Source organism: Chryseobacterium sp. S0630 (genome assembly GCF_024158915.1).
In the GTDB taxonomy this organism is placed as follows: domain Bacteria; phylum Bacteroidota; class Bacteroidia; order Flavobacteriales; family Weeksellaceae; genus Chryseobacterium.
The window spans coordinates 1-24,678 of record NZ_JAMZGF010000071.1 but is presented as its reverse complement, the minus strand read 5'-3'; the positions used below and the strand labels follow the sequence as shown (position 1 = coordinate 24,678).

26 protein-coding genes are annotated in these 24,678 nt (G+C 35.6%); 12 read left to right on the top strand and 14 right to left on the bottom strand.

Features of this window, described 5'->3' with window-relative positions:
• Nucleotides 1-316: 316 nt before the first annotated feature.
• The 5 genes from NK356_RS21440 to NK356_RS21420 form a co-directional block, all read right to left on the bottom strand.
• On the bottom strand, nt 317-1,300 hold the full coding sequence (locus tag NK356_RS21440; protein WP_034693225.1) for a phosphatidylinositol-specific phospholipase C: 984 nt from the start codon (nt 1,298-1,300) through the stop codon (nt 317-319).
• Nucleotides 1,301-1,560: 260 nt separating this feature from the next.
• Complete coding sequence (locus NK356_RS21435) at nt 1,561-2,244, bottom strand: hypothetical protein (RefSeq protein WP_253318015.1); 684 nt, start codon at nt 2,242-2,244, stop codon at nt 1,561-1,563.
• A gap of 240 nt (nt 2,245-2,484) precedes the next feature.
• Nucleotides 2,485-3,708: a 3-phosphoshikimate 1-carboxyvinyltransferase gene (locus NK356_RS21430; protein WP_253318014.1), complete on the bottom strand. Its 1,224-nt coding sequence runs from the start codon at nt 3,706-3,708 to the stop codon at nt 2,485-2,487.
• Between the two features lie 70 nt (nt 3,709-3,778).
• Nucleotides 3,779-4,105: a nucleotide pyrophosphohydrolase gene (locus NK356_RS21425; RefSeq protein ID WP_034692883.1), complete on the bottom strand. Its 327-nt coding sequence runs from the start codon at nt 4,103-4,105 to the stop codon at nt 3,779-3,781.
• Complete coding sequence (locus NK356_RS21420; protein WP_253318013.1) at nt 4,105-5,514, bottom strand: hypothetical protein; 1,410 nt, start codon at nt 5,512-5,514, stop codon at nt 4,105-4,107. Before NK356_RS21420 ends, NK356_RS21425 begins: the two co-directional genes overlap by 1 nt.
• Before the next feature lie 184 nt (nt 5,515-5,698).
• Here NK356_RS21420 and NK356_RS21415 point away from each other — a divergent pair, with 184 nt between their 5' ends.
• The 8 genes from NK356_RS21415 to NK356_RS21380 all read left to right on the top strand — a co-directional run bounded on the left by NK356_RS21415 (nt 5,699) and on the right by NK356_RS21380 (nt 14,220).
• Nucleotides 5,699-5,950, top strand: coding sequence for a type B 50S ribosomal protein L31 (locus tag NK356_RS21415; protein ID WP_002976190.1), 252 nt, complete (start codon nt 5,699-5,701; stop codon nt 5,948-5,950).
• Nucleotides 5,951-6,048: 98 nt separating this feature from the next.
• The gene (locus NK356_RS21410; RefSeq protein ID WP_185103638.1) at nt 6,049-7,209 is read left to right on the top strand and encodes a GlmU family protein; all 1,161 of its coding nucleotides are present in this window, start codon (nt 6,049-6,051) and stop codon (nt 7,207-7,209) included.
• A gap of 99 nt (nt 7,210-7,308) precedes the next feature.
• Nucleotides 7,309-7,818, top strand: a complete 510-nt coding sequence (locus NK356_RS21405) for an RNA polymerase sigma factor (RefSeq protein WP_253318012.1) — start codon at nt 7,309-7,311, stop codon at nt 7,816-7,818.
• Nucleotides 7,793-8,485 (top strand): hypothetical protein, encoded by a 693-nt coding sequence (locus NK356_RS21400; RefSeq protein WP_253318011.1) that lies wholly within the window; start codon nt 7,793-7,795, stop codon nt 8,483-8,485. The genes NK356_RS21405 and NK356_RS21400 overlap by 26 nt, the downstream gene beginning before the upstream one ends.
• A 16-nt stretch (nt 8,486-8,501) precedes the next feature.
• The gene (locus NK356_RS21395) at nt 8,502-9,788 is read left to right on the top strand and encodes a DUF4252 domain-containing protein (protein WP_253318010.1); all 1,287 of its coding nucleotides are present in this window, start codon (nt 8,502-8,504) and stop codon (nt 9,786-9,788) included.
• Nucleotides 9,789-9,799: 11 nt separating this feature from the next.
• Nucleotides 9,800-10,303, top strand: coding sequence for a DUF4252 domain-containing protein (locus NK356_RS21390; protein ID WP_253318009.1), 504 nt, complete (start codon nt 9,800-9,802; stop codon nt 10,301-10,303).
• Nucleotides 10,304-10,543: 240 nt separating this feature from the next.
• Complete coding sequence (guaB, locus tag NK356_RS21385; RefSeq protein WP_034692896.1) at nt 10,544-12,004, top strand: IMP dehydrogenase; 1,461 nt, start codon at nt 10,544-10,546, stop codon at nt 12,002-12,004.
• A gap of 347 nt (nt 12,005-12,351) precedes the next feature.
• Entirely contained in the window at nt 12,352-14,220 is a 1,869-nt protein-coding gene (locus NK356_RS21380; RefSeq protein WP_034692898.1) for a GEVED domain-containing protein, read from the top strand.
• 133 nt (nt 14,221-14,353) lie between these two features.
• Here NK356_RS21380 and NK356_RS21375 read toward each other — a convergent pair whose 3' ends face one another.
• The 4 genes from NK356_RS21375 to ruvC all read right to left on the bottom strand — a co-directional run bounded on the left by NK356_RS21375 (nt 14,354) and on the right by ruvC (nt 17,589).
• Nucleotides 14,354-15,037 carry a T9SS type A sorting domain-containing protein gene (locus NK356_RS21375; RefSeq protein WP_253318008.1) on the bottom strand — a complete coding sequence of 228 codons (684 nt, stop codon included), beginning with the start codon at nt 15,035-15,037 and terminating at the stop codon, nt 14,354-14,356.
• 5 nt (nt 15,038-15,042) lie between these two features.
• On the bottom strand, nt 15,043-15,636 hold the full coding sequence (locus NK356_RS21370; RefSeq protein WP_081906390.1) for a phage tail protein: 594 nt from the start codon (nt 15,634-15,636) through the stop codon (nt 15,043-15,045).
• A gap of 173 nt (nt 15,637-15,809) precedes the next feature.
• Nucleotides 15,810-16,880 (bottom strand): DUF4407 domain-containing protein, encoded by a 1,071-nt coding sequence (locus tag NK356_RS21365; RefSeq protein ID WP_253318007.1) that lies wholly within the window; start codon nt 16,878-16,880, stop codon nt 15,810-15,812.
• A gap of 154 nt (nt 16,881-17,034) precedes the next feature.
• Nucleotides 17,035-17,589 (bottom strand): crossover junction endodeoxyribonuclease RuvC, encoded by a 555-nt coding sequence (gene ruvC / locus NK356_RS21360; protein ID WP_034692903.1) that lies wholly within the window; start codon nt 17,587-17,589, stop codon nt 17,035-17,037.
• Between the two features lie 100 nt (nt 17,590-17,689).
• On the opposite strand from ruvC, the gene NK356_RS21355 reads away from it, so the two are divergent.
• Together NK356_RS21355 and NK356_RS21350 are read left to right on the top strand one after the other, a co-directional pair.
• Entirely contained in the window at nt 17,690-18,175 is a 486-nt protein-coding gene (locus tag NK356_RS21355) for a hypothetical protein (protein WP_253318006.1), read from the top strand.
• Between the two features lie 2 nt (nt 18,176-18,177).
• Nucleotides 18,178-19,536 carry a peptidase M64 domain-containing protein gene (locus NK356_RS21350; protein ID WP_034692907.1) on the top strand — a complete coding sequence of 453 codons (1,359 nt, stop codon included), beginning with the start codon at nt 18,178-18,180 and terminating at the stop codon, nt 19,534-19,536.
• Between the two features lie 30 nt (nt 19,537-19,566).
• Here NK356_RS21350 and NK356_RS21345 read toward each other — a convergent pair whose 3' ends face one another.
• Nucleotides 19,567-20,091: a 2'-5' RNA ligase family protein gene (locus NK356_RS21345; protein ID WP_253318005.1), complete on the bottom strand. Its 525-nt coding sequence runs from the start codon at nt 20,089-20,091 to the stop codon at nt 19,567-19,569.
• A gap of 81 nt (nt 20,092-20,172) precedes the next feature.
• Here NK356_RS21345 and NK356_RS21340 point away from each other — a divergent pair, with 81 nt between their 5' ends.
• The gene (locus tag NK356_RS21340; protein ID WP_253318004.1) at nt 20,173-20,496 is read left to right on the top strand and encodes a PadR family transcriptional regulator; all 324 of its coding nucleotides are present in this window, start codon (nt 20,173-20,175) and stop codon (nt 20,494-20,496) included.
• Complete coding sequence (locus tag NK356_RS21335; RefSeq protein WP_156106386.1) at nt 20,493-21,212, top strand: hypothetical protein; 720 nt, start codon at nt 20,493-20,495, stop codon at nt 21,210-21,212. Before NK356_RS21340 ends, NK356_RS21335 begins: the two co-directional genes overlap by 4 nt.
• 17 nt (nt 21,213-21,229) lie before the next feature.
• Here the strand turns inward: NK356_RS21335 and NK356_RS21330 are convergent, their stop codons facing one another.
• The 4 genes from NK356_RS21330 to NK356_RS21315 all read right to left on the bottom strand — a co-directional run bounded on the left by NK356_RS21330 (nt 21,230) and on the right by NK356_RS21315 (nt 24,495).
• Nucleotides 21,230-22,342 (bottom strand): serine hydrolase domain-containing protein, encoded by a 1,113-nt coding sequence (locus NK356_RS21330; protein ID WP_034692912.1) that lies wholly within the window; start codon nt 22,340-22,342, stop codon nt 21,230-21,232.
• A 213-nt stretch (nt 22,343-22,555) separates the two neighbouring features.
• Nucleotides 22,556-23,266, bottom strand: a complete 711-nt coding sequence (locus tag NK356_RS21325; RefSeq protein ID WP_253318003.1) for a diphthine--ammonia ligase — start codon at nt 23,264-23,266, stop codon at nt 22,556-22,558.
• Nucleotides 23,267-23,323: 57 nt separating this feature from the next.
• Nucleotides 23,324-24,214 carry a hypothetical protein gene (locus NK356_RS21320; protein ID WP_156106387.1) on the bottom strand — a complete coding sequence of 297 codons (891 nt, stop codon included), beginning with the start codon at nt 24,212-24,214 and terminating at the stop codon, nt 23,324-23,326.
• An 80-nt stretch (nt 24,215-24,294) separates the two neighbouring features.
• The gene (locus NK356_RS21315; RefSeq protein WP_034692918.1) at nt 24,295-24,495 is read right to left on the bottom strand and encodes a hypothetical protein; all 201 of its coding nucleotides are present in this window, start codon (nt 24,493-24,495) and stop codon (nt 24,295-24,297) included.
• Nucleotides 24,496-24,678: the final 183 nt, after the last annotated feature.

Sequence of the window (24,678 nt, the reverse complement as noted above, 5' to 3'; positions counted from 1 at the left end):
TAAATAATTGATCTGATTAATTCAATAGGAACGCACTATAATCCTGAGCTTAGCCGAAGGGAGTCCGTTTGAATAAAGCATGTGAGTCAATTGGCTTCAGCCAAAACTTATGAATACAACGCAAAGATTTCACAAAGCTTTTATTCATGTCTTTAAAATCGTTCGCAAGGCGTTCCACTCAGCAAAGAAAAAATATACAAACATCTGTGCAAATCTAAAGGATTTCTAAGACATCTGAGGGAGATAAAAGCATAAAATTCAAAAAGGCTGCCTCAACAAGAGAGACAGCCTTTGAGTATATCTAACAAATAATAATTTAGAAATTCGTCTTAACGATTAATTCAGACAGCTCGGCATTCACAAAGTCAATTGGCATTATACCGAATGATCCCTGAGTATTCGACTGGAAGAATGTTTTAAGTCTTGGATTAATATTATTGGATACCGTAGGAATACTTGGGATACCGAAGATTCCAGGTTTATATCCGCTGGTGAAATTCACGAAAAGCTTACCATTCGTATCATTTTTGGCTTCATTAAGAAGGTTGAAAATTCCATTCCACTTATCGTCATTATTAGTTACTTTATAATAATCCTGTACTTTTAACTGCACTCCGGAATTGTTGATGTCAAAAGTAGTATTATCTGCCCATGGTGAAGCATTGATTCCTTTGGTTGCTCCTGAAGAGAATCTTCTTAATAATTTGATTTTTCCTCTAACAGAACCTAGCGTAGGAATATTTGAACCAAGATCCCATTTAGAAGGATTTTTCTGCACATAAGAATCAAAAGTCTGTTCAAAACTTCTGGTGGTGTTGGAAGCATCATATTCCTCTTTTACAGACATGATAATTGTTTCTGATGGATGGCTGTTAAGGAATGCATAACATGCATTAAGCACATCATCAAAATTCAGATTTTGGTAAATCGCTCCGTGATGAATGGTGAAAGCATTATCAATATGTCTGCAACGTATATCCAGAAAACGGACTCCTGCATTCAGTTGTTCTGCGATGCTGAGGTTTTGAGTTTTAGCCGTACCTGATACAACAGGGGCATCTACACGTGCTCCGGAATCATGAGTTCCGGGAATTGAGATTTTTGAAAGGGAAATGTTATCCTGAAGACCGGACATCCAGCTGTTCATTTCGATAGGTGCTAAAGAAGCTCTACTATTAGTTTTTGCTAAAGTAGCTAAACTGTTTTCATTAGAGTCTCTTTCCATAAGGCTGTCATTGGAACAGGAAAAAAAGACAGATGCAGTAACCACTCCAAGAGTGATCGCTGTCATACGTTTCATGCTTTGTTTGAACATAGTTTTTTTATTTTTAAAGTAGCTTAAAAATAAGAATATATCAAAGCACTAGGAGTTAATTTAACTTTAAGAGATGATTAAGTTGCTATAAAGCTAGGAAGCTTGAAGCTGGAGGATGGAAGAGGAGAAGTTGTTAATAGTTAAAGAGTACTCCGATTTTAAAGAGAAAGTATTTACAATAAAAGCTGCTATCATAGATTAACCGTCAAACAGTAACCTCCAGCATCCAGCATCAATCTTCCCTCTTAAAAAACAAAATCCTCATTCAAGCCGGGAATCTTGAACTTATGTTCCCCTATTTTAAAATCATTCATTTTGATCAAATTCTGAAGTTTGTGAGTAAACTCTTTGTGAGTATTTTCAGGGATTTTGACATCATCATCACAGGATGAATATTCTCTGTCAATAATAACTTTGCCTGTAGAAAAATTGATTTCATTGGTGAAGCTGAAATCACAGGTATCTTCAAAATGATCATGAGATCCGATCAGATAAAAATCTCCGTTTTGAAACCTGAAAGTATGTTTGTATTTCTGAGTATGTCTTGAATTGGTAAAGAACGTTTGCCCAATATGAAGACTGTTATTTTTTATGGTGACCTGAAGCGTATTGTCTGAAGGATAGAATCCGGTTCCGCTTGAAAAAAGAATGCTGGAGTTTTCCTTCCATACTTTTAATCCGCCATTGTCATTTTTCAGAATATAGAAAACTCTTTTGTAATCAGCAGTACCTTCCAGATTTCGGTCGTCTGATGCTTTTATATGGGTGTCAAATACCAATACAATTTCCTCTTTTCCATCTTTGTCAAGATCACCTTTGGTTTGTGCAATCTGAGTATATCCTTTCGGAACTGAAAAGTTTTTCAGATTCTGAGCAGATAAGCTTGAAACAGCTAAGACAATCAAAAAGGAAAAGAAAGGTTTCATCATTATTATATTCAACTTGTTTAAACTTTTGTTTTTGAAACATTAAGATTGTATTAAAGTGTTGAGAGTATTAAGATGAGCTTTGCTTTTAAGCTTAAAAATCAGAATGATTCATCTTAACTGAACTTTATTTCTTCAATTCTTCTTAATGGTTTTAATAGATATAACTTTAAACAGCTTCAATGTGAAAATGTGGTAATCCGAAATAAAAAATCAATTTCAAATTACCACATTCTTATGACATTAATGAGTCAGTATGCTTTCAAGATCTTTCCAGAACATTGGATAAGACTTTTCTACTACATCTTCATCTTCAATATTAAGTTCCTTAATCAGACTGAACGGAGCAAAACTCATCGCCATTCTGTGATCCTGATAGGTCTTAATCGAAATATCATCTTCAGGTTCTCCAAAACTGATGGATTGAATGGTTAAATCTGTGATTTCTGTTTCCGTTCCCAGCTTTTTAAGCTCATTGTATAATGCAAGAAGTCTGTCGGTTTCTTTTACTCTTAAGGTTCCCAATCCGGAAATCTCAAAAGGAATTTTTAAAGCGGCTGCCGTTACACAAAGGGTTTGTGCAATATCCGGACAGTCATTCATATCCAGAACAATTTTTTCCGGGAAAGAAAAATCAGGCTGAGGTTCAAGCGTTAGCTGATGCTCATCTTCTGAGAATGTAGTTTTGATCCCGAAGAACTTTTCGTAGATATTGGCAATGGCAGAATCTCCCTGCGTGGATGCTTTGTAAAAACTTTTCAGGTGAATCGTTTTTCTTCCCAATGCGCAGATAGAGTAGAAGTAAGAAGCCGAGCTCCAGTCGCTTTCCACTTCATAATGTACAACTTCTGTATTGTTGTCCGGAGTGAAAGGTTCTACTTTGATGGTATTTCCTTCAAAAGTGCTTGTGATACCAAATCTGGTCAGGATATCAAGCGTCATTTCAATATAAGATCTTGAAGTAACATCACCTACCAGATTAATCACCAATCCGTTCTCAAGTTTTCCTGCAATAAGAAGTAGCGATGTGATAAACTGGCTTGAAATATTGGCAGGAACATTCACGGAAGTCTGAGTGATCTTTCTTCCTGTGATTTTTAAAGGAGGAAATCCTTCATTCTCCATATATTCAATCTCTACTCCAAGATCCCTCAAAGCAGTTACCAGATTTTTGATCGGTCTTTCCTTCATTCTTCCGGAACCGGTAAGAACAGTTGTTTTTCCTTCCTGAATAGAATAATAAGAAGTAAGAAAGCGCATTGCTGTTCCCGCGTGATGGATATCTACCACTTCAGTATTCTCAGATAAAGCTTTTTTCAGCAACTGAGTATCCTGAGAATTGGATAAATTCCCGATTTTTATATTGTTAAACAGACTTTCCAGAATCAATAAACGATTCGAAATACTTTTCGAACCGCTGATCTGTACTGTTTTATTACCTACTAATTTTGATTTTTCTAGCTTCATTATGATCTACATTATCTTAAAAAATAATGAGTTACAAATTTATGTATTATTTATAACTCATCATTTATTATTATTTCAATTTTTCGTTGTTCTGATGCCGGTCTTTATCACGGTCTGTTTTGATTTTCATTTTTCTGTCGAAAGCGTCCTGTAAATTGACTCCGGTTTGATTGGCTAAACATAATGTTACAAAAAGCACATCTGCAAGTTCTTCACCAAGATCTTTATTCTTATCACTTTCCTTTTCGCTTTGTTCACCATATCTTCTGGCAATGATTCTTGCTACTTCGCCTACTTCTTCTGTCAGCATCGCCATATTGGTAAGTTCATTAAAGTATCTTACCCCAATGGTTTTGATCCATTCATCTACCTGCTGCTGTAACTGAGTAATTTCCATTATTGATAAGCTCCTAAAGTTGGGTTGGTCGTTCTGGATACATTCACAATATCAAAAGGTACCGTTGCTGCTACCGCTGTATTTCCTTTTCCAAGAGCTGGTGAACCAGGTTTTACTCTTAAATTCATTTTAGCCATAAAGTAATTCGCAAACTGAGGCTCTGCATTTTTCACCGTTTGTATCACATTCGGATTGTTATCAAAAGTGAAACCTGCTCCTGTTGCACTGGTATATTTTATTAATGAATTTTGAAGTAAAAATTCAAACTGCTGTCCCGGGGTTTGTTCAAAATGAACAGCATCATCCCTGTCAGAATATACAATACTGTTTTTAATATCAAGCTGCTGTAAAGCTCCCTGTTGTGTCTGTCCGGCATCATTTTTCCATTCATTGGCGGCAAAAATTCCTGCTCTGTCAAAAGAACTCATTGTTTTAGAATAGTTTGCAATGGTAGCATGAGTATAGCTGTGTTTTCCACCCAGGAAAATCCCTACACAGGATAAACCGCAGTTGTTCATCACAAGGTTGTTGGCATTCACGGTAGAACCTACAGCATAAATTCCATATTCAAAGAAAGTGTGGATGAAGGAATTGGTAATGGTAGCATTGGTTTGCTTCATATCCAGTCCTCTCGTTCCTCCGAAAAGTCTTGCATGGTTCATCTTAAGAGTAGAATTGGCTTCCATTTTAATAGAATTCCAGTTTTTAGGAATCGTATCATAATAAGGATCATTTCTGTCGCCACGAAGAATAACCTGATTGGCCTGAGTACCGTTGATATTTAAAACCGCTCCCGAAGAAACTTTCATTCCGCTGTTTTTGTGGAAGTAAACTTTAGTTCCGGCGTTGATATCAAGAGTTACACTTGGATTGATAGTCAGATTTCCATAGATGATCTTTGCTTTATTGTTATTCCATGTGGTGGAGCTGGTAATTACATTCGGGTTTCCAGGCGTCTGAATAAAAAATTCAGCATCCTGAACTACAGAAAATAATGTGACATGCTGTTGTCCGCCAGGGCTTGTGAAAAGAACTTTGTCTTCTGCAATGGCTTCCGGTCCTGTAGCTTCCGGGGCAATTTCAACAAAAATATAAAGGCTGTCTTTCTTTCTTAAAGGAACATTTTTAAAATCATATCCCGGTTTTCCATCTACATTGATTCTATATAATGAAGCAGCTCCTTTTTCAAGGTTCACTCTTGGGATCATGATATCCTTATCTTCATTATTATATACTTTTACAACATAAGTTTCTGAACGTACCTGGTGATATACCGTATCACAAAATACCGTATCTCTTGAGAAGCGGAGTTCCTGGGAAGGACTGTCAAACGTTATGTCATCTTTATTACATGATACTGCTACAAGTAACATCCAGAAGGAAAAAGCCAGTAATAATTTGAATTTCATTGAAATTAAAGTTTAAGTAAGTTCCAAATTTAACGAAAATACTTTGAATTTCTTATCAATAAAAAAATATTGAATTCAGTATTTGGAATTTAGAAAAAATGTTGTATTTTTGCAACCTAAAATTTAGCAGAGAAATATCCATTACTATTTCGAAAGCAAACTTAATTTTTTTAAAAATAGTATTATGAAAAACGGAATCCACCCAGAAAATTATAGACTTGTTGTTTTCAAAGATATGAGTAACGACGAGGTGTTTCTTTGCAAGTCTACTGCAGAAACAAAAGACACTATCGAGTACGAAGGACAAGAGTACCCTCTAATCAAGATGGAAATCTCTTCAACTTCTCACCCTTTCTACACTGGTAAAGTAAAACTAGTTGACACTGCAGGTAGAGTTGATAAGTTCATGAACAAGTATAAAAAATTCGCTAAGTAATTTTTATACATTTAAAATATTAAAGTCTTCCAATTTTTGGAAGACTTTTTTTATTGTAAATTTGTTGATCTTGAAACCTTAAACTTAAAAACTGAATGATGCAATTGGTATTTTCAGACGCACAATATTGGGAAGACTTTCTTCCGCTTACTTTTACACGCCCGGTTGCAGCAATGCGATGCGGAATTCTTACCTTCTCCGAAAGATGGCAGAAGATTCTTGAAAATACTGAGGTAACCTACTTCACAGAAATGTATCTTCAGGATAAATTTAAAAGTCCGGAGGAAAAAGAAAGTCTTTTTTTAGTTCCCAATTTCCTTCCCACAGAAACTGTAATTCAACAGATTAAAGATCTTAAGCAAGGGGAAGCATTGGTTTATGAAGATGAACTTATTGCTGCTAAAATCAATATGAAAGGTTTTTCTCTGAATCAGATTGAAAAAATGACGGATATTAAGGAAGAACTTATTTTCTTCAAAAGACCGAAAGATCTGTTTTCTTATAACCATCACGCGATTGATTTTGATTTTGAACTGCTTACTAAAGGAAGGACTTCGCAGGAACTGTCTTCTACGAACGGATTCTTAGGAGATAAAAAAGACCTGTTTATTGAAGAAGGTGCGGAAATTGAATTTTCCACTCTGAATACTAAAACAGGAAAAATTTATATTGGAAAAAATGCAGAGATAATGGAAGGGTGCCATTTGCGTGGACCTATTACATTAGGAGAAGATTCCAAATTTAATCTTGGATCTAAAATTTACGGAGCTACTACTATCGGTCCTCAATGTAAAGTAGGTGGTGAAGTGAATAATATTATCATTTTCGGATATACAAGTAAAGGACACGAGGGTTTTATTGGAAACTCTGTGATTGGGGAGTGGTGTAACTTCGGTGCTGATACCAATTCTTCCAATCTTAAAAATAATTACAGTCATGTAAAACTGTGGAACTACAGAACCAAAGTGTTTGAAGATACAGGCTTGCAGTTTGCGGGCTTGATTGTAGGGGATCATTCCAAAACGGCTATCAATACCCAATTGAATACAGGAACGGTAATTGGCGTTGCTTCCAATATCTTCAAACCAGGCTTTCCACCTAACCTTGTAGAAAACTTTTCATGGGGCGGATTGAAAGACGATGAAAGGTTCAAACTGGATAAAGTATATGAAGTGGCAGAAAGAGCCATGGCGAGAAGAAAAGTGGCTTTAACAGAAGAAGATAAGGCGATTCTGAAACATATTTTTGATACGTATTAATATAATTATAATAAAAAACTTCAATTTTTTTGAAGTTTTTTTATTTTTGATGTAATAGATAAGTAATAGTAATTGTCTTACCTATAAGAAACAAAACTCATGACCCAAGAAACTTTCAAGAATACGGTGTTTATTCTCAAAGACGAGATGTATCGTTTTGCGAAGCGGTTTGTTATGAGCAGTGATGAAGCTGAAGATGTGGTACAGGATCTCATGATGAAGTTTTGGCAGAAGAGGGATGAGCTTGAGCAATTCGGGAATTTTAAATCCTATGCGCTGAAGTCTGTCCGGAACGAATGCCTGAACCGCCTGAAGCATCATGATGTAAAGATCGGCTTTGCGGATATGCAGCTTCACCGGTCGGAGCTTTACAGTATGGAGGTTGATAATCTTAAGGAACATATTATAGGATTTATCAATCAGCTCCCCGAAAAACAGAAGTTGGTCATCCACTTGAAAGATGTAGAAGAGTATGATGTTTCCGAAATTTCTGAAATGCTGGAAATGGAGGAAAATGCAGTCAGGGTAAACCTGATGCGTGCGAGACAAAAAGTAAAAGAACAAATCTCACAACTGATGAGCTATGAAAAAAGATCAATTACAAGATAAATACAACGAGGTCTTCCGGGAAATTAAGGAAGAAAAAATGGACTGGAGTTTTGAAGACTTTCTTCAGACTGCAGAAGGTGCGGAATCTGAAAAGGATATGGCACCTATCATCCCACTGGGCGAAAAAAAGAAACCTTCTTTTCCCAAATGGTTCTGGATGGCCGCCAGTGTAATGCTGGTTTTCGGTATCGGCTTATTTCTGAATGATAATAATTCCAGGACAGCAGATGCCCTGGACAGAGAAAAACTGGTGAAAGACGAGATCTTAAAACAGAAATCCGGATTCATTGAAGAAAACAGTGATCATCAGGAACAGGTTGCCGTGAATCATACAGATTCTATTTCCGGAGTGAAAAAAGATTCTGTATTTCAGGATAATCCTGTAGCAGAAAAAGATGTACTGGATGAAATTCTGCCAAAAAGAGGAAGACTTAAAAAAGAAAGAAGACCCAAATATGTGGATAATTCTTCCTATCAGAACAATGGAAACATGAACGATTCTGCAGCAGCTTACAATGATTCTTATGTGATTGTAAACGGAAAAAGAATCAGCAGCGAAAAAGAAGCCCTGGATGTTACCAGATATTCCTTTATGAAATTAGGAAGTGAATTTAAAAAAACAGTAGCATCTTCCCAGAAAAATGAAAATCTTGACAGCGAATATTAAAAATCAGAACAATCTCATGAAAAAAATATTTTTTATAATAGCTATAATGCTAAGCAGCTTTGCAACGTATTCTGCACAGACTGAGAAATTAGACAGGCTTTTTCAGGATTTTGAAAAAAAAGGAAGAGTAACCTCTATCAACATCAAAAAACCGATGTTCAAACTGCTGAACACCATTGATGTTAATGATGCCTATATCGGAAAGATAAAACCAATCCTGAATGATGTAGAGGGGCTTAAGATCCTGATTATTCCTAAAATTACATTCCCGGATCGCCTAAAAGATGAGAATCTTGCGAATATAAAAATGAATGAAGATAAAACAGAGAGAATAAACCAGGCTTTAAACTCCCTCAACTTCAATGAGCTGATGTCTATGAGCAGTGACGGAACTTCCATGAAATTCCTTGCCGGAGATGAAAAAGACAACTATCTGGAAAATCTGGTTTTTAACGTAGATTCCAAAGAAGAGAATATTATTTTTATTCTTAACGGAAAAATGAAACTGTCAGATGTTAATAAGATCATTAATTCCGGTGAAACAACTACTTCTACAATGACAAGTTCTATGAGAAGCAGCCTTACTTCAGATAATACTTCTTCTTATCTGAATGGTGACAACAGAAATGTAGGTGAGTTTTCAAAAATAGATGCCAGTGTAGGCGTAAATGTTACTTTCAAGCAGGAGAATAACAGAAGTGTAAAAGTAATTGCAGACGCAGATAAGCTTCAGTATGTTATTACCAAGGTAGAAAACGGAGTATTAAAAATATATGTAGACAATAAAGGCGTTCGAAATCTGAGATTTAAAAATCTGAATGTGAACGTTTCTGCTCCTAATCTTCAGAGTATAAAAACGTCATCGGGAAGTGTTTTTACAGCTGTGGATCCTGTTAATGGGAATAGCATGGAGATTGATGCGGAATCAGGTTCCATTATCAAAGGAACTTTCAATGCGAGACAGGCAGCAGCTGTTACAGTGAGCTCTGGTGCTGTTCTGAACGCTGAGCTTACAACACATAAACTGGCCTTGGATACCTCAAGCGGAGCAAGTGTGCATTTATCAGGAGAAGCGGTTTCTGCCGTAATAGATACCAGCAGTGGTGCTTCGTGTAAAGCAGACGACCTTAAGATCGCTACAGCTGTAGCAGAATCTACTTCAGGGGCAAGTCTTTCCTTACTCGTTACAGATAAGTTAAAAGTAAGCGTTTCTTCAGGAGCTGATGTAAAACTGAAAGGAAACCCTGAGCTGGATGCCAAAGTAGATAAAATTTCAGGAGGAAGCTTCAGACAAATCAAATAAAAAACTAAACTATGAAAACTCTTACACACATTTTTCTCACGATTCTGACAATCGGGCTGATGCAGTCATGTATTGTCTCAGAAAAGCCGAATATAGATTTTTTTCAGAATTCAAAATATGATTTCAAGGGCGCACAGTTTGCAAGTATTAATGTGCCTATGGTTATAGCTAAATCTTATATTAAGAAAGCCCTGAGAGAAGAAGGAGAAAGTGAAGAGACGATAGATCTGGTTAAGAAAGCCTCTAAAATAAAAGTCCTTACTGTAACCAATGGCAGTAAGGAAATGCTAAACGACTATGCCCAGTTTTTGAATAACAATCATTATGAAGAGTGGGCTAGCATAAAACATGATGGAGAGGATGTCAACATCAGAGTAAAACAGGACGGAGAGATCATTAAAAACATGCTGATCACCGTAGGTTCCGGTAAGAATGAAATGGTATTTGTAGATATAAAAGGAAGCTTTACAGCTAATGATATTTCAAAAATGATTAACTCTGTTTCTGATAAATAATCATATCATCTCAAATATTCAAACTGGATGAAAATGGAAACCTCATAATTAGACCTTCAATGTTCATATTTAACATATAAATAAAGTAGTTTCAAACTTATTCAATTATTTTGTACCGTAACCGTTCTGATACAAGGACGGTTTTTTGATTTAAGTTATTGATTATTAATTTTTATTTAAACTATCAAAAAGGATTTTCATATCTCACTAAAATAACCTAATTTTGCAAAGAAAGTAAAGATGTCTATTCATAACAAAATTGTAGAGACAGCCATCACTTTCGATGACGTTCTTCTAGTCCCTTCTTATTCAGAAGTTTTACCTAACCAGGTTTCATTAAAATCAAGACTTACCGACAAAATCACGCTGAATGTTCCGATAGTTTCCGCTGCGATGGACACTGTTACTGAAGCTGATCTGGCAATTGCTTTAGCAAGAGTTGGTGGGTTAGGATTTATCCACAAAAACATGACAATCGCTGAGCAGGCAGCTCAGGTAAACCGAGTAAAACGTTCCGAAAACGGAATGATCTCTGATCCGGTTACTTTATCTAAAGATCATACTTTAGGTGAAGCTAAAGATCTGATGTCAAGATATAAGATTTCCGGTCTTCCTGTAGTAGATCCCGATAATGTCCTGATCGGAATTATTACCAACAGAGATGTAAAATATCAGGAAAATCTTGATATGAAAGTAGAAGAGATCATGACCAAAGAAAATCTGATCACTTCAGACAAAGATACCAATCTTGAAAAGGCAAAAGAAATCCTTCTTAAGAACAGAGTTGAGAAACTTCCTATCGTAGATAAAGATAACAAACTTGTAGGTTTAATTACTATCAAGGATATTGATAATCAGTTGGAGTACCCTAATGCTAATAAAGATGAAAATGGTCGTCTTATCGTAGGAGCAGGAGTAGGAGTAGGAGAAGATACATTAACGAGAATTGAGGCTTTAGTACAGGCAGGAGTTGATATCGTAGCGATCGATTCTGCACATGGTCATTCTAAAGGAGTTTTAGATAAAATTTCAGAAATCAGAAAAGCATATCCTAACCTTGATATTGTGGGAGGGAATATTGTAACAGCAGATGCAGCAAAAGATCTTATTGCAGCAGGAGCAAACGTATTGAAGGTAGGAGTAGGTCCAGGATCTATCTGTACAACCAGAGTAGTTGCCGGAGTAGGAGTTCCTCAGCTATCTGCTATCTATAACGTTTATGAATATGCTAAATCTCAAAATGTAGCAGTAATTGGCGACGGAGGGATCAAACTTTCCGGAGATATTGTAAAAGCTATCGCCAGTGGTGCAGGTGCTGTAATGTTAGGTTCACTTTTAGCAGGTACAGATGAGGCTCCGGGAGAAGAAATTATCTTCCAGGGAAGAAAATTCAAGTCTTACCAGGGAATGGGAAGTCTTTCAGCAATGAAGAGAGGTGGTAAAGAAAGATATTTCCAAAGTGAAGCTAAAAAATTCGTTCCGGAAGGAATTGAAGGAAGAGTTCCACATAAAGGAAAGCTGGAAGATGTTATTTTCCAATTGACAGGAGGTTTAAGAGCCGGAATGGGATACTGTGGTGCAAAAGATATTGAAACCCTTCAAAGAGACTCAAAATTGGTTATGATTACTGGAAGCGGATTGAAAGAATCTCACCCGCATGATGTAATTATTACACAGGAAGCTCCGAATTATTCTTTATAAAATTATAATTGAATTTAAATATGAAAAACCGCACAATTTGTGCGGTTTTTTTATTTTATGATTTTATTTTAATGATTTGGTTGATAGGGTGTTAATTTTCAATTGTGTGTTTTTTAAATTATTGATTCGTTTTTATTTTTCTATTTTTTTTAATTATAATATAAATAAAATTACTTCTATTGGGTTTGATGTTAATTTTATTTTTTGATTTAAATGTAACAATAGTTAAGTTTTTTCTACTAACTGTAATAAATTTTAAATTTATTGCTTGTTTTGGTTGTGAATATCACGAGTTAAGATGTAAAGGCAGTATATTTGTAAATTGTTTAATTTTTTAAATTAGTGAAATGAAGAAAACTATCCTTTGTGGGGCTTTGTTACTATCCCTTTCAGTATCTGCACAGCAAAAAAAAGATTGGTGTGACTTTGATAATGAGCAGAGAGTACACCAAAAACAGAATGCGGAAATTGATGAAATGATTCGTAATATCCGTAACAAAATTATTAGCGGTAATCAAAATACTGCTGCTAAAAATGGAAGTGCATACAAAATTGTAAATGGAGTTTACGAAATTCCTGTGGTAGTACACATAATAGCACCTACCGGTGCCGCTATTGGTACAGCTTACAATAAGAGTGATGCACAAATTCAGGCTTGGTTGGATCATTGTAATCAAATGTATGCAGGTACTTATCAATGGGCGCAGGGGATTCCTGCAGATTTTGGTAATGCTGCTACAATGCCAATTAAATTGGTGTTGGCTAAAAGAGATCCTAACTGTAATGCCACTACAGGGATTCTTCGATATAACGGAGGAACTCTTACAGGTTATGATGCTTATGGAGTAAAACGTAGTGGAGCAAATGGTGTTACCACGGATCAGGTAAAAACCATTGCACCACACTGGCCCGAGGCATCTTACTTTAATATCTATATCATGAATAAAGTAGATGGTGGTGGAACATATGGTATCATGGGATGGGCAGGACTGCCTCAAAATGCCGATGCTAACTACGAATCCTTTATGAAATCTTTTGTAGTTACTTTACAGGATGATATTACTTTGGCGCACGAGTTTGGACATAGTATGGGATTACTTCATACTTTTGGTAATGCTAATGCTCAGCCGCCACAAGGGACTACTTCTACGACCTACTGTCCAGCGATGACTAATAATGACTGTAATAAAGATGATGATCAGGTATGCGATACAGAAAGATCAAGAAGCTTGCTGAATGATCCTGCACCTACCAACAATGATATGAATTATTGTACAGGAGCAAACTATCAGGGAGTACAGTATAATATGATGAACTATACAAACCCAACGGCATTTAAGTTTACTAATGGACAACATGACAGAGCTGCTCTTTATTTCTTCTTAATGAGAGGGGCGCTTAGTACTTCATTAGGAGCAACGGCTCCTTCTGCTGCAGCTGCGATAGGAACTCCTATTGCTGCAACATGTAATCCAACCGGAGTAACTAATCCAGCTAATTATTTTGTGGGGCCAACTTTAGTGAAATTAGGCGCTATTAATAATGCGACGACAGGATTTTGGCAGAATAATGCTAGTTTTTATGAAGATTATACAGGTGCAAGCTGCTTGAAAGCTACATCTACAGAACTTTCAGCGACAGGTACTCATAATCTTCAGGTAAATGTATCAGATTCAAATAATGATGTAAGAATATGGATCGACTACAATAATAATGGTACTTTTGAAGCTTCTGAACTTGTAGGTTCTGTTGATAATATTGCTGCAGATCCGGTTACTTTAATAGGTACTTACAGTACTACGATTACAGCGCCTGCTTCAGTAGTATTGAATACTCCTCTAAGAATGAGAGTGCTTGTAGATGATGAGAACCCTAATATGACACCTTGTGGACAGCTGATGTATGGCCAGGTTGAAGATTATACTGTAAAATTTGTTACCAACTTAGGAACAAGTGAAGTAAAAGCTGATAATGGTGACTTAACTGTTTATCCTAACCCGGTAGCAACCGGAGATAAAATCTTCATTAAAGCTAAAAATGGTAAGAATCTGAAAGTTTCTATTTCTGATATGTCAGGAAGATTGGTATCAAGCCCATCTGTATCTGAAGAAGGAAATGGAGTTTTCAAAGTAGACCAGCAATTAGAAAAAGGAGTTTATATGATTCAGGTTTCTAATGGAAAAGACAGTAAGTCTTCTAAGTTGATCATCAAATAAATTGAATATCATCTAAATAAATACAAATGTCCTCATTTCCATGGGGACATTTTTTATTCTATGTTAAAATTGGATTCAAAAAAAAGCCTCCGAAAATTTCGAAAGCTTTAATCATTTATTCTTTTTTAAGTATTTATTTTTTCACAAATTTAAATTGATGCGTCTGAAAATTTCTGGTATTTATTTTCAGTACATATCCTCCGGGAACAAGTTGAGAAACATCAATCTTAGAATCAAACATTTCTGACTTTACAAGACGTCCGTCAATAGTATAAATCTGGATTGACATTCCGTCGTCGATACCTTTAATACTGATGAAATCAGTCACAGGATTAGGGAAGATCTGAATCCTATTTTTCGTAAGCTCCGAAGTCCCTAGCGTAGTGGTTTGCACATCACCAGTCATGGTAGAATTTCCTGCAGTAAGATTTCCATTACATAGCCCGGTTGTAAATGCGGTGTTTTCAACCCAAGTTCCAATACTGTTACCAGGAGGAAAAGAGACTGAATTATTGCCTGTTGAATTGTAATAAACAAGTTTAGGGTTTGTAAATGTACCATATCCCTCATCAGCAAGAAATTCCCATCTTGTAAGAGTATTGTTCCATTGTATTCTAAATTCGCAGGTTCCCAGACCACTGCATGGCTCTCCGTCAACAGGAGTCGTTACATAGATGCTTTTGTTATTGGTGTCAACCCCGATTTTATTAAAAATAAAAGTTTGATCATCAAACAGATTAATGCATCCTTTAAAAGTTATAGTCTGTGCAAAAGCTGTGCTTCCTGCCATCAGACATAATAAGTAAAGAATTTTCATAGTTATTAATTTTGTGATGGGAAAACTCCGGCTAATGCAATAATACACTTCAAGGTAATAAACGGAGGTCTGTTTTCATGAGGTTGGCTTCCTCCTGTATTTCCTACCATTGTGTTTTTCATTACAGTGTTAGCAGCTGTATCGGAATATTCTTTATCAAGACCTTTTGTGTCAGCAGGTAAATTATTTGTTGGAGTACTTTGATTTCCTTCCGCTGTTACAGCATTTACAGTATGATTGTGAGCCGGCATTTGTGTTATCAATAGTGTTACACTTTCGGTTCCTCCGGTTTCTCCCATGGTATACGTAGTAGGACCTCCTGGAGCCTGTCCGTTATGAACAAGTACTCTTCCTCTCATGTCTGGTAAAGCAAATGTGGTGGTCCCATTTCCTCCATAAGTGGTTCCTAACAATGAAAAAAGTGCTTGGTTTTGAGCGATGGGCAGAAGCTGCCCATTACATTCTGCCCAGTATTTTGGAGCAAAATTATAAGGTACAAAGGCTATTTGCCCTAAAAATGGTTCTGATGCCTGTGCTTTTAGAGCAGGAGCAAATGCACTGCCTATCAGCAGTGTACATGCAAAAATTAAGTTTTTCATGATAGCAAGGATTTTAAGTAATATAAAATTAAAAAATATTTTACATAAAATACTTGATTAAAAGAAAAACCTTTCGATATATTACGAAAGGTTAGATTTTATTTATTGAAAAATTATTTATTATAGATTTTTTCTCTAATGTTTAAGGTCGGATGATGTATTTCGTTATTATTTTAACTTTTCAGATTATCCTTAAAATCATCAATTCTGAAATCAGTGAGAGCATTTCCTTTTTCAATTTTCTCTTTAGAATACAACCTGAAATCATTTTCTGTTTTTTCTAAAAGATAATCATAGGGTCCTACGTGAGAGATTAATTTTACCAGAACCGGAGAAATCTCAAGGCAGATAAACAATCCCATGATAAAAGCGGCTGCAAGTCCAATGATCGCCGAATTTTTACCAAGTTCATCCAATGCCTGAAGTCTTGCTGCAAAACCATTGAACTTATCTTCGAAAGTTTCTGTAGATTTTCTTTCTGTTTCCAGATTAGTGTATACCTTGGATATCTCTTTATCCAGATATTCCAGTCTGGGAGCTGCCTGCTTCTGGTAGTTTTCCAGATCCAGTCTGCGTTGCTCCTTCAGTTGTTGCTTACGTTTGGCATTTGGGCCATAACCTTCTTTTCCGCTGGTTAATCCCGATTGTTTACCCAGGATTTCTTTTTCAAGCTCTACAGAAGCAGAGTCATAGGATTGCTGGTACTGAGCAATTTTTCCTGAAATTTGCTGCTTTTCTGTTTCAAAAGGACCACTTTGTTGAAGAATCCTGCCATTCATTTCACCCTGTAGCTGCTTTTTATTTCTTTGAATAATGGTATTCAATTGTTTGTTCACCTCTTTTTCAAAAATTTTAAGTTCTAAAGGTTTGGAAATGATAATTCCCAGAAAGGTTGCAAGGATGAGACGTGGGATAGACATCAGAATCTGATTCCACCATGTTCCTGTTTTTTTGATGGAAGAAACAATATAGCGGTCAAGATTGAAAATCATTAATCCCCACAGAATTCCAAATCCTACAGAGACCCAAATATTATCGAATACTGTATACATAGCATAGCCTGCAGATAAAGTGGCGAATACTGCAGTGAAAAGGACAATACCTCCAATGCCGGAAAACTTATTCCATTCACTCGGAGTCTTTCTTAAAATATGGATGTTCCCGCCTGAACATACCATCAGAAACTTTTGGAACCAGTTTATTTTATGAGTCCCTTGATTTATAGTTTGTTGGTTTGTTTTCATAACTGAAAATTTATACAAAGGTAGTACTAAAAATCATACCAATGTAAAAGATAGTATTATGTTTTACCAAGTAATTGTGCGTATTTGCTAAAAATGTTGTTTTTAAGAAGGTTAAAATTTATTTTTTTGAAAACTTATAAAGAGAATGCAAAAATTATTTCAATCTATCCGGATTCTGCTTTAAAAAACTTTCCCATCCGGAATACGATTTAGTATCTGCTATAGTTCCTGAATTAAAATGATGACATACTGCTACAGCAAGACCATCGGAAGCATCTAAATATTTTGTAGGGAATTCCTTTAATTTAAGAAGGTTTTGAAGCATACCTGCTACTTGCTCCTTACTGGCATTACCATTTCCGGTGATAGCCATTTTAATTTTTTTGGGAGAATATTCCGTAATAGGGATGTTTCTGTAAAGACTGGCAGCCATGGCAACGCCCTGAGCACGCCCAAGTTTCAGCATACTCTGTACATTTTTTCCGTAGAAGGGAGCTTCAAGAGCTACTTCATCAGGATGAAACTCGTCAATAAGAGACAGGGTTCTTTCAAAAATGTACTTAAGCTTAGTTTCGTGATTAGGATATTTTTTTAAGATCAGTTCATGGATAGAGACCATCTCCATTTTTCCTTTTTTTACGGAGATAATACCAAATCCCATTACCGTTGTTCCTGGGTCAATTCCTAAAATTATTTTCTCTGAAATCATTACTTCAAAGATATGACTTTCTATGTTTTAAGGATAAAAAAGTATTGGTAATGATTTTCGTTTTTATTTAAAACTTTAGTAACTTTAAGCAAAAATGATTATGAAAAACGTATTTAATGTGCTTATTGTTCCTGTTTTTCTGCTATGTAGCTTTCAGAAGGAAAATAATGCAGCTAAAAGTAAACCTTCGGAGGTGATGACAAAAAAGAACGACCGGATTATTTATCTGTTTTTCAAGGCGGATAAAGATCAGTCAGGGAATGCCAAAATTACGCTTCAGAGTACTAAAATTGCAGACGGCAGACTAAAACATGTACCTTCTTTTGAAAGAGATGACGTTCGTAAGGGTGATCTTGTGATTACATTAACAGGGTCTGATGGAAAAGAAGTAGGTAAACAGCTTGTGAAAGATCCTTTTAATCCTGAATTGGAGGTATATGAAAAAGAAGGAATTTCCCGACATAAAGCTTCCCTTCAAAATACTGAATTCAGTGCCAGGTTTTCTTATTCTGAAAATGTTCAGTCAGTAAAGATTGAAAAAGCCACTGATGATGGAGTACAGGTATTATTCACACAAAAACTATAATTATGAAAAAAACTTTATTATCCCTTTTAATCGGAAGCAGTTGTTTTGCCCAGACATTCGAGACCATTCCTCTTTTACAGAATGGAGACAACAGTAAACGTGTTGTGATTGCAGTTTTAGGAGACGGATTTACTTCCGCACAGCAGACTGCTTTTACAACATCGGCTCAGAATACAGTCAATTATCTCTTTACAAAAAGTCCCTATACAGAATATAAAAATTACTTTAATGCCTATGCGGTAAAAGTGATTTCCACGGAATCAGGAGTAAAGCACCCTGGAACTGCAACAGACGTTACCGAGCCCGTAATTCCTGTTACCAACCCCAATAATTATCTTGGATCTACTTTTGATGTAGGAGTTCACCGTTGCATCTACAGTAATACGACCAATAAAGTAGGACAGGTTCTGGCAGCCAATATCCCGGATTATGACATTACTTACGTGCTGGGTAATTCTACAGAATATGGTGGTTGTGGAGGAACTTATGCTTTTGCTTCACTTAATGGTTCTTCCAATGAAATTGTGGTGCATGAGCTGGGGCATTCTTTTGGTAAATTAGCGGATGAATATTGGTTTTCAGGTTCGCTGGAATCACCCAATAAAACACAGAATTCTAATCCGGCAACGATAAAATGGAAAAACTGGGTAGGATTGAATGGAGTAGGAGTGTATGCCCATGCTGAGAGCCCAACATGGTTCAGGCCGCATCAGAGTTGCGAAATGAGATATCTTAATCAACAGTTCTGTTCTGTATGTAAAGAGGCAATCATTGAAAGAATCCATAGTCTGGTTTCTCCTGTGGATTCCTATACTCCGGCTAATAATACAACGGTGGATGCTACATCCAATGTTACTTTCACAGCCAATGAAATCCTTCCCATCCCGAATACGCTGGTTAATTCCTGGAGTTTAAACGGAACGACTCTTGGAGAAACAGGAAGTAGCATTACTATCACTCCGGGACAACTTAACAACGGAAATAATACCCTGACACTTTCGGTTGTAGATAACAACCCACTTTTGAAAGTAGATAATCACAGTACGCTCCATGTTACCAATGTTTCCTGGACTTTGAGCAAAACTACACTTAAAATTTCGGAGGTAAAAGCTGAAGAAAGACGTTTTAGTATTTATCCGAACCCAACAAATGGAGAATTTTTCATTAAAGGGAAACAGGCTTTTTCAAAAAATATAAACATTGAAGTTTATGATGCTTCAGGAAAGCTTATTCCATCCAGATTTGAACTGAATGATTCTGCTATAAAGGTTGATATTAAAAATTATCCGGCAGGTACTTATCTGTTGAATGTAAAAGAAAATAAAAACCTGATTATTTCTCAGAAGATCATCAAAGAATAAATGAAACGAAACCGGCTCCAGCAGCCGGTTTTATTTTTCCAGTTTTTTCTCTGCTACAGGTACCCATTGTCCATCGTGACGGAGGAGGAGAATTCTATCAACTATGAATTTAGTTTTATATTCCTTGGTTTCATATTTTTCCCAGGCTTTAAGATAATTTTCCCAGGTCAGATCTCTGAATCCCACAGTCATATGCGGGTGAAAAGAATATTGGGCAAAATTAAAATACTCCTTTACCCTATGATAAAGCTCTGTTAATTGAGTATTTTCTTTGGGCTGAATATAGAGTACAGGGTTTTTAGGATTGGGAAAGCTTCCAAAACCATCCAGCTCTACTTCAAAAGGTATGATTTCCGTATTGATCTTCTGAAAAGCAATATGAATATCATCCTCCAGTTCAATTTCTCTTGAAAAAGGAGGAAAAAGTGTAATATGTGCTTCATTTTTCAAAGCCTTGGAATTGGCATAATTGGTTGCCAGATCTTGTTTAAACACTTTTATTTCTTCAATAATTTCCTGAGGTGGATAAATGGCAATGAAGTACATTTTTTTCATATGACAAATTAAAAGTTTTTAAATTAAATTTTAATACATAAGAAAATTATGCATAAGTTTGCAAGGTATACAAATCATTCTATGAAAAAGAATAGTCTCTATAAAGGTACTTTGCAGAATATTATTTTGAAGCTCCTTTCGAAAGAAGTGAAGATGTATGGTTATCAGATTACCCAAAGAGCCAAAGAACTTACTCTGGGTGAACTTGAAATGACGGAAGGTGCGCTCTATCCATTGCTACACAAATTAGAAAGCGATGGAATGATCACTTCCGAAATTCAGAAGATTAATGGGAGAGACAGGAAATATTATCTGTTGACTGAAAAAGGAAAAAAACAACAGGCAGAGCAAGAAACTGAGATGAAAAGTTATTTAGTCAACTTACAGACAATATTCAATATATGATGACCGAAGCACAGGAAAATAAAGTTACAGATTATCTGGTAGCCCAAGAGCTGTCTCTGGATATTTTGGTAGAAATCAGAGATCATATGATCAGTCAGATTCTGGATATTCAATGCAGTGAAAATATCAGTTTCGAGGAAGCTTTCTTGAGGGTAAAAGAATCATGGAGCAGAGAGTTTAAAATGGTTAATTACCTTTTGTTTTATCCTACAAAAATTCCTTTGATTGCCAAAAGAATTATCAGAGAAAAATACAGAGGTATTTTCAAAAAATCTTTGATGATAGCTGTTCTGGCATTTGTTATTAATCTGTTATTAATTTTTATGGCAGGAAATCAGGAGGAGTATAAATTATTTTTCAGACTTCTCAATGGTTCATTTGTATTGACAACAATATTGATATGGATTTTTAATTATAAAATCTGGAAATATATAAAAGCAGACTTTAAATACAAAGGAAAATGTCTTTACACCATGTATCAGCAGAATCTTGGATTAATGGTTGTATGTGCCTCTTCTATGACTCAGGTGGCATTGAAGAGTGGGGATTATGCTTACCAGTTTTTCAGACAACAAAACTATACTGATGTTGTCGGAATTCTGATAACTTTAATTCTTCCTTTTGTATTGCAAACTGCACTTGCTTTTGCTGTGCTTAACTTTATTGAACATAAAAAAAACCTGCTAAAAATGCAGGAATTCCTGAAGCCAGCATAGAAAAGCTGCCATTAAAACTACTGTTTTATTCTAAGCTGTGTAAGCGTATTCTCAAGATGGTCTGTGATCTTTTTCACTTCAATATGAGGTCTGAAGATCACTCCTTTTCCTCTTTCTTCATCTGCAATATTGGACAGGATAATCACAGACGTTTTGGTGTCCGGATAATAGATGTTTAAGGAAGGAGAACCTTTTATATAACCGCTGTGGAAATAAGAATTGGGTTGCCCGATATTAAGCATAATTCCATAAGCATAACCCATTTTTCCAAAAATAGCATGGTGTCTTTCTGAACTTTTTGCCATGAATAATGTAAGGGTTTCCGGTTTTAAAATTTTTCCACCATACAGAGCGTTATTCCATGAATGAAGATCCTGAATCGTAGATAATATTCCACCAGCTGGTGTACCAATTTCTGATCCACCTAATCTTTTCGGCATATTGGGAACTTCTGAGAATTTGGCAGGTGTTCCAACATAAGCACTGGCAAAATTATTTCCTTTGAAAATATTTCCTGTTGAAGAATGGGTCATTCCTGCTTTTTTGAACAGTTCCGATACATTCTCATCATATGATTTCCCAGTGACTTTTTCCACAATCTTTCCAAGAGTATTAAATCCGTCATTGGAATAGAAAAAATCTGAACCGCTCTTAAACATCAGTTTTCCACCCATCAGATTCAAACCCGAAGTATGGTTTAACAGTTGATGAATTGTAATATTTTCATATTCTTTGATCTGAAATTCTTTCAGGTATTTTGAAGCTTTATCTGTCACATTCAGTTTTCCCTGTTCCATCTGAAGCAGGATCAAAACAGCTGTGAACTGTTTGCTTACAGATCCAATTGCAAAAATGGTATTGCTGTCAATTTTAGTTTTTCTTTTAAAATCTGAATAACCGTTTTCCCTTCTGTAAAGAGGTATAGAATCTTTAAAAACAGCAATACTTCCATTGAAATGGTATTTCTTGAAGGTAGAATCAATCTGTTGTTCTAAAAGTGTTTTCTGAAAAGCCGCGATGGTAGAATCAACAATTGCTTTTTTATCAACATACGTCATTTTTGGTGCTTCAGTAGTACTGCATGAAAGCAAAGCACAGAAAAGGGAAAGGAATACTAAATTTTTGATCACAGGTGTTGTATTTTTTAATGATGATTGATACTCTTAAAGATACTAAAATATCCTAAAAAGCAGTAAGGGAAGCAAATTGCGTGCTAGGATGAGGTTCCGGAACAATTTAATGTGGATTTAATCAATCTTTGTGGAATATTTCAGTCTTATGAATGAAATAACTCCTGGAATAAATAGAACATTGAAAAAGCCTGTGAAAGAATATTCTCAGGCTTATTTTAATACCAGATCACTGAACCAGAAAACATATTCTCCATCTTCGTCTTCAGCAGAATTTTTTGGTTTAGGATATGTTTTTTTTACTGTCTCCCCAATTTCAAACTGAACCGGATTTTTGAAGATCGGTCCGTCAAAAGTAAAAGTATGAAACTCTCCGTTTTCTCCGCATGGATCTACATTTTCAGGAAGGTCATCAATGAATTTCTGGTCAATAATTCTTCCTGCAAAGCTTTTATCAAGGTAAGCACCGTTCACACAGGTTACAATAGTTTTAAAGCCAAGGCTTAAAAATTCATGGATGAGGTTGGAGGTATTTTGTTTCCAAAGAGGAAATACTGCATTCATACCAATAGCGTTTAATTGGTCTTCCCTGTATTTTCTCAGATCTTCAAGAAAGATATCGCCAAAAATTGAATGAGTAATGCCCTGAGCCTTAATTTCAGTCATTGTCTTACTCATGATCTGTTGGTATTCTTCCATGGATGGTTCTTTGGGAAGTTCCATTTTGGTTAATGGAATTCCTAGGCTTTCGGCTTGTTTTTCTAAAAGCGATACATGAACACCATGCATAGAGATCCTTTGAAATTCCTGATTGATACTGGTAAGCAGTGTGCTGACTTCGTACTGGTCTTCCTGTAGTATTTTATAAAGAGCAAGGGCAGAATCTTTTCCGCTGCTCCAGTTGAATAAAGCTTTTGGTTTCATTTAAAATAAAAATCTCTCAAAAATAGGGAGATTTTATGGTTAATACGATATGAAATACTATTGTCGATAAGATACGATCACTCCGTTTTCCACATCATATTCTTCGAAGAGTTCTTTCGCATAGGCTTCCGTTAGAAAATAAGACCGGATATTGTTTTTCTTTTTACTTTCTTCATATTCTTCCTTAGAGATCAACACACCATCAAGAAAATACAGAAAGTCATTATTCTTAGGATTGGGATACAATTCTTTTGCTTTATTCAAATCCAGAGTTACCGAGGAATCATCTTTAATCTGTCTGCTTTCAACAAAAAGGAAATACTTATTTTTGTTCCATTCATCATCCTGACCTATCGTAGTTTCAATGACAAAGATGCTTTTAAATTTTATATTATCAGAAGGAATGTTTAGGTAATTCTCATAGCCAGAACTAAATTTTTGGGTGGGAGTAAGAATGGTAATAAAATAATTTTGAGTTAAGATTTTTTCATTTCCCAAAAGCTTAATTTTCAGATTCCTGGTAATATTACCTTTAGGATAATATCCTTTTGATCCGTAAGGAGGTTCATCTACTGGTTTGACAGCATAGACAATCAGTCCATCCAAATTATCATATCTTTTGAGGGTGTCCATTTTTGTTTTTTGTGCCTCGATATTGGACATGAATAGTACAGAGAGGAAAATTCCTCCGGCAATTTTATTCAAAGGAATATCGGACAAACTATAACTGATGATTGGCTTTTTACTGGGTGAAGATATTCTGCCAGCCTGAATTCTTCCACAAATAGATTCATTGGATTGTAATAATACTTTGATTTCTTCATCCGTTTTCTGCGTAAGATCATGGACTTTCTTTGAGCAAAAATCACAAAAACTTCCGCCAGGAATATCCTGCATGTTTTCTCTGCCAACGTGGCATGGCTCATTGATTCGAAATTCTTTTTCCATGATATCAGTTTTGTTTAGATTAAAAATACAAAAAACTCCCGAATACATCAGGAGTTTTTTTATTTACAAAGCCGATTTTCTTATTTTGAAACGGGTTTTCCGTAGTTGTTTTGGGAGCTTGTAACATCAACTCTATCTTTTTCTGCCTGGTCTCTTTTTTGTAATTCTTCAGTATTTCTAACCATATCGCTTTTGTGAGCATTTTCCACAGGATTAGTTTTACAAGAACTTAATACCACAAAAAGACCAAACACCGAAATAATTTTAATACATGTTTTCATTCAAATTTTTTGATGACAAATATAGAGGGACAGGCTAGTTTATTTTTAATTTTTAACAAACATTATCAACCTGCTTATCAAAAATTAGCGTTTTTTCACATTAAAAATAAAAAGAAGCCGTCTCACAACTGAGGCGGTTTTTCTTGTTAAAAAGTAAATAATTTTTATATATTTTGATTTGTT

Excerpts from the sequence above, each read along its gene's own strand:
- NK356_RS21370 (WP_081906390.1), bottom strand. The coding sequence starts at position 15,636 with ATGAAAAACTTAATTTTTGCATGTACACTGCTGATAGGCAGTGCATTT.
- NK356_RS21355 (WP_253318006.1), top strand. The coding sequence starts at position 17,690 with ATGAAAAACGTATTTAATGTGCTTATTGTTCCTGTTTTTCTGCTATGT.
- NK356_RS21415 (WP_002976190.1), top strand. The coding sequence starts at position 5,699 with ATGAAAAACGGAATCCACCCAGAAAATTATAGACTTGTTGTTTTCAAA.
- NK356_RS21440 (WP_034693225.1), bottom strand. The coding sequence starts at position 1,300 with ATGAAACGTATGACAGCGATCACTCTTGGAGTGGTTACTGCATCTGTC.
- NK356_RS21345 (WP_253318005.1), bottom strand. The coding sequence starts at position 20,091 with ATGAAAAAAATGTACTTCATTGCCATTTATCCACCTCAGGAAATTATT.
- NK356_RS21405 (WP_253318012.1), top strand. The coding sequence starts at position 7,309 with ATGACCCAAGAAACTTTCAAGAATACGGTGTTTATTCTCAAAGACGAG.
- NK356_RS21380 (WP_034692898.1), top strand. The coding sequence starts at position 12,352 with ATGAAGAAAACTATCCTTTGTGGGGCTTTGTTACTATCCCTTTCAGTA.
- NK356_RS21325 (WP_253318003.1), bottom strand. The coding sequence starts at position 23,266 with ATGAAACCAAAAGCTTTATTCAACTGGAGCAGCGGAAAAGATTCTGCC.
- NK356_RS21410 (WP_185103638.1), top strand. The coding sequence starts at position 6,049 with ATGCAATTGGTATTTTCAGACGCACAATATTGGGAAGACTTTCTTCCG.
- ruvC (WP_034692903.1), bottom strand. The coding sequence starts at position 17,589 with ATGATTTCAGAGAAAATAATTTTAGGAATTGACCCAGGAACAACGGTA.
- NK356_RS21425 (WP_034692883.1), bottom strand. The coding sequence starts at position 4,105 with ATGGAAATTACTCAGTTACAGCAGCAGGTAGATGAATGGATCAAAACC.
- guaB (WP_034692896.1), top strand. The coding sequence starts at position 10,544 with ATGTCTATTCATAACAAAATTGTAGAGACAGCCATCACTTTCGATGAC.
- NK356_RS21320 (WP_156106387.1), bottom strand. The coding sequence starts at position 24,214 with ATGGAAAAAGAATTTCGAATCAATGAGCCATGCCACGTTGGCAGAGAA.
- NK356_RS21375 (WP_253318008.1), bottom strand. The coding sequence starts at position 15,037 with ATGAAAATTCTTTACTTATTATGTCTGATGGCAGGAAGCACAGCTTTT.
- NK356_RS21400 (WP_253318011.1), top strand. The coding sequence starts at position 7,793 with ATGAAAAAAGATCAATTACAAGATAAATACAACGAGGTCTTCCGGGAA.
- NK356_RS21435 (WP_253318015.1), bottom strand. The coding sequence starts at position 2,244 with ATGATGAAACCTTTCTTTTCCTTTTTGATTGTCTTAGCTGTTTCAAGC.
- NK356_RS21365 (WP_253318007.1), bottom strand. The coding sequence starts at position 16,880 with ATGAAAACAAACCAACAAACTATAAATCAAGGGACTCATAAAATAAAC.
- NK356_RS21315 (WP_034692918.1), bottom strand. The coding sequence starts at position 24,495 with ATGAAAACATGTATTAAAATTATTTCGGTGTTTGGTCTTTTTGTGGTA.
- NK356_RS21390 (WP_253318009.1), top strand. The coding sequence starts at position 9,800 with ATGAAAACTCTTACACACATTTTTCTCACGATTCTGACAATCGGGCTG.
- NK356_RS21340 (WP_253318004.1), top strand. The coding sequence starts at position 20,173 with ATGAAAAAGAATAGTCTCTATAAAGGTACTTTGCAGAATATTATTTTG.
- NK356_RS21335 (WP_156106386.1), top strand. The coding sequence starts at position 20,493 with ATGATGACCGAAGCACAGGAAAATAAAGTTACAGATTATCTGGTAGCC.
- NK356_RS21395 (WP_253318010.1), top strand. The coding sequence starts at position 8,502 with ATGAAAAAAATATTTTTTATAATAGCTATAATGCTAAGCAGCTTTGCA.
- NK356_RS21430 (WP_253318014.1), bottom strand. The coding sequence starts at position 3,708 with ATGAAGCTAGAAAAATCAAAATTAGTAGGTAATAAAACAGTACAGATC.
- NK356_RS21420 (WP_253318013.1), bottom strand. The coding sequence starts at position 5,514 with ATGAAATTCAAATTATTACTGGCTTTTTCCTTCTGGATGTTACTTGTA.
- NK356_RS21350 (WP_034692907.1), top strand. The coding sequence starts at position 18,178 with ATGAAAAAAACTTTATTATCCCTTTTAATCGGAAGCAGTTGTTTTGCC.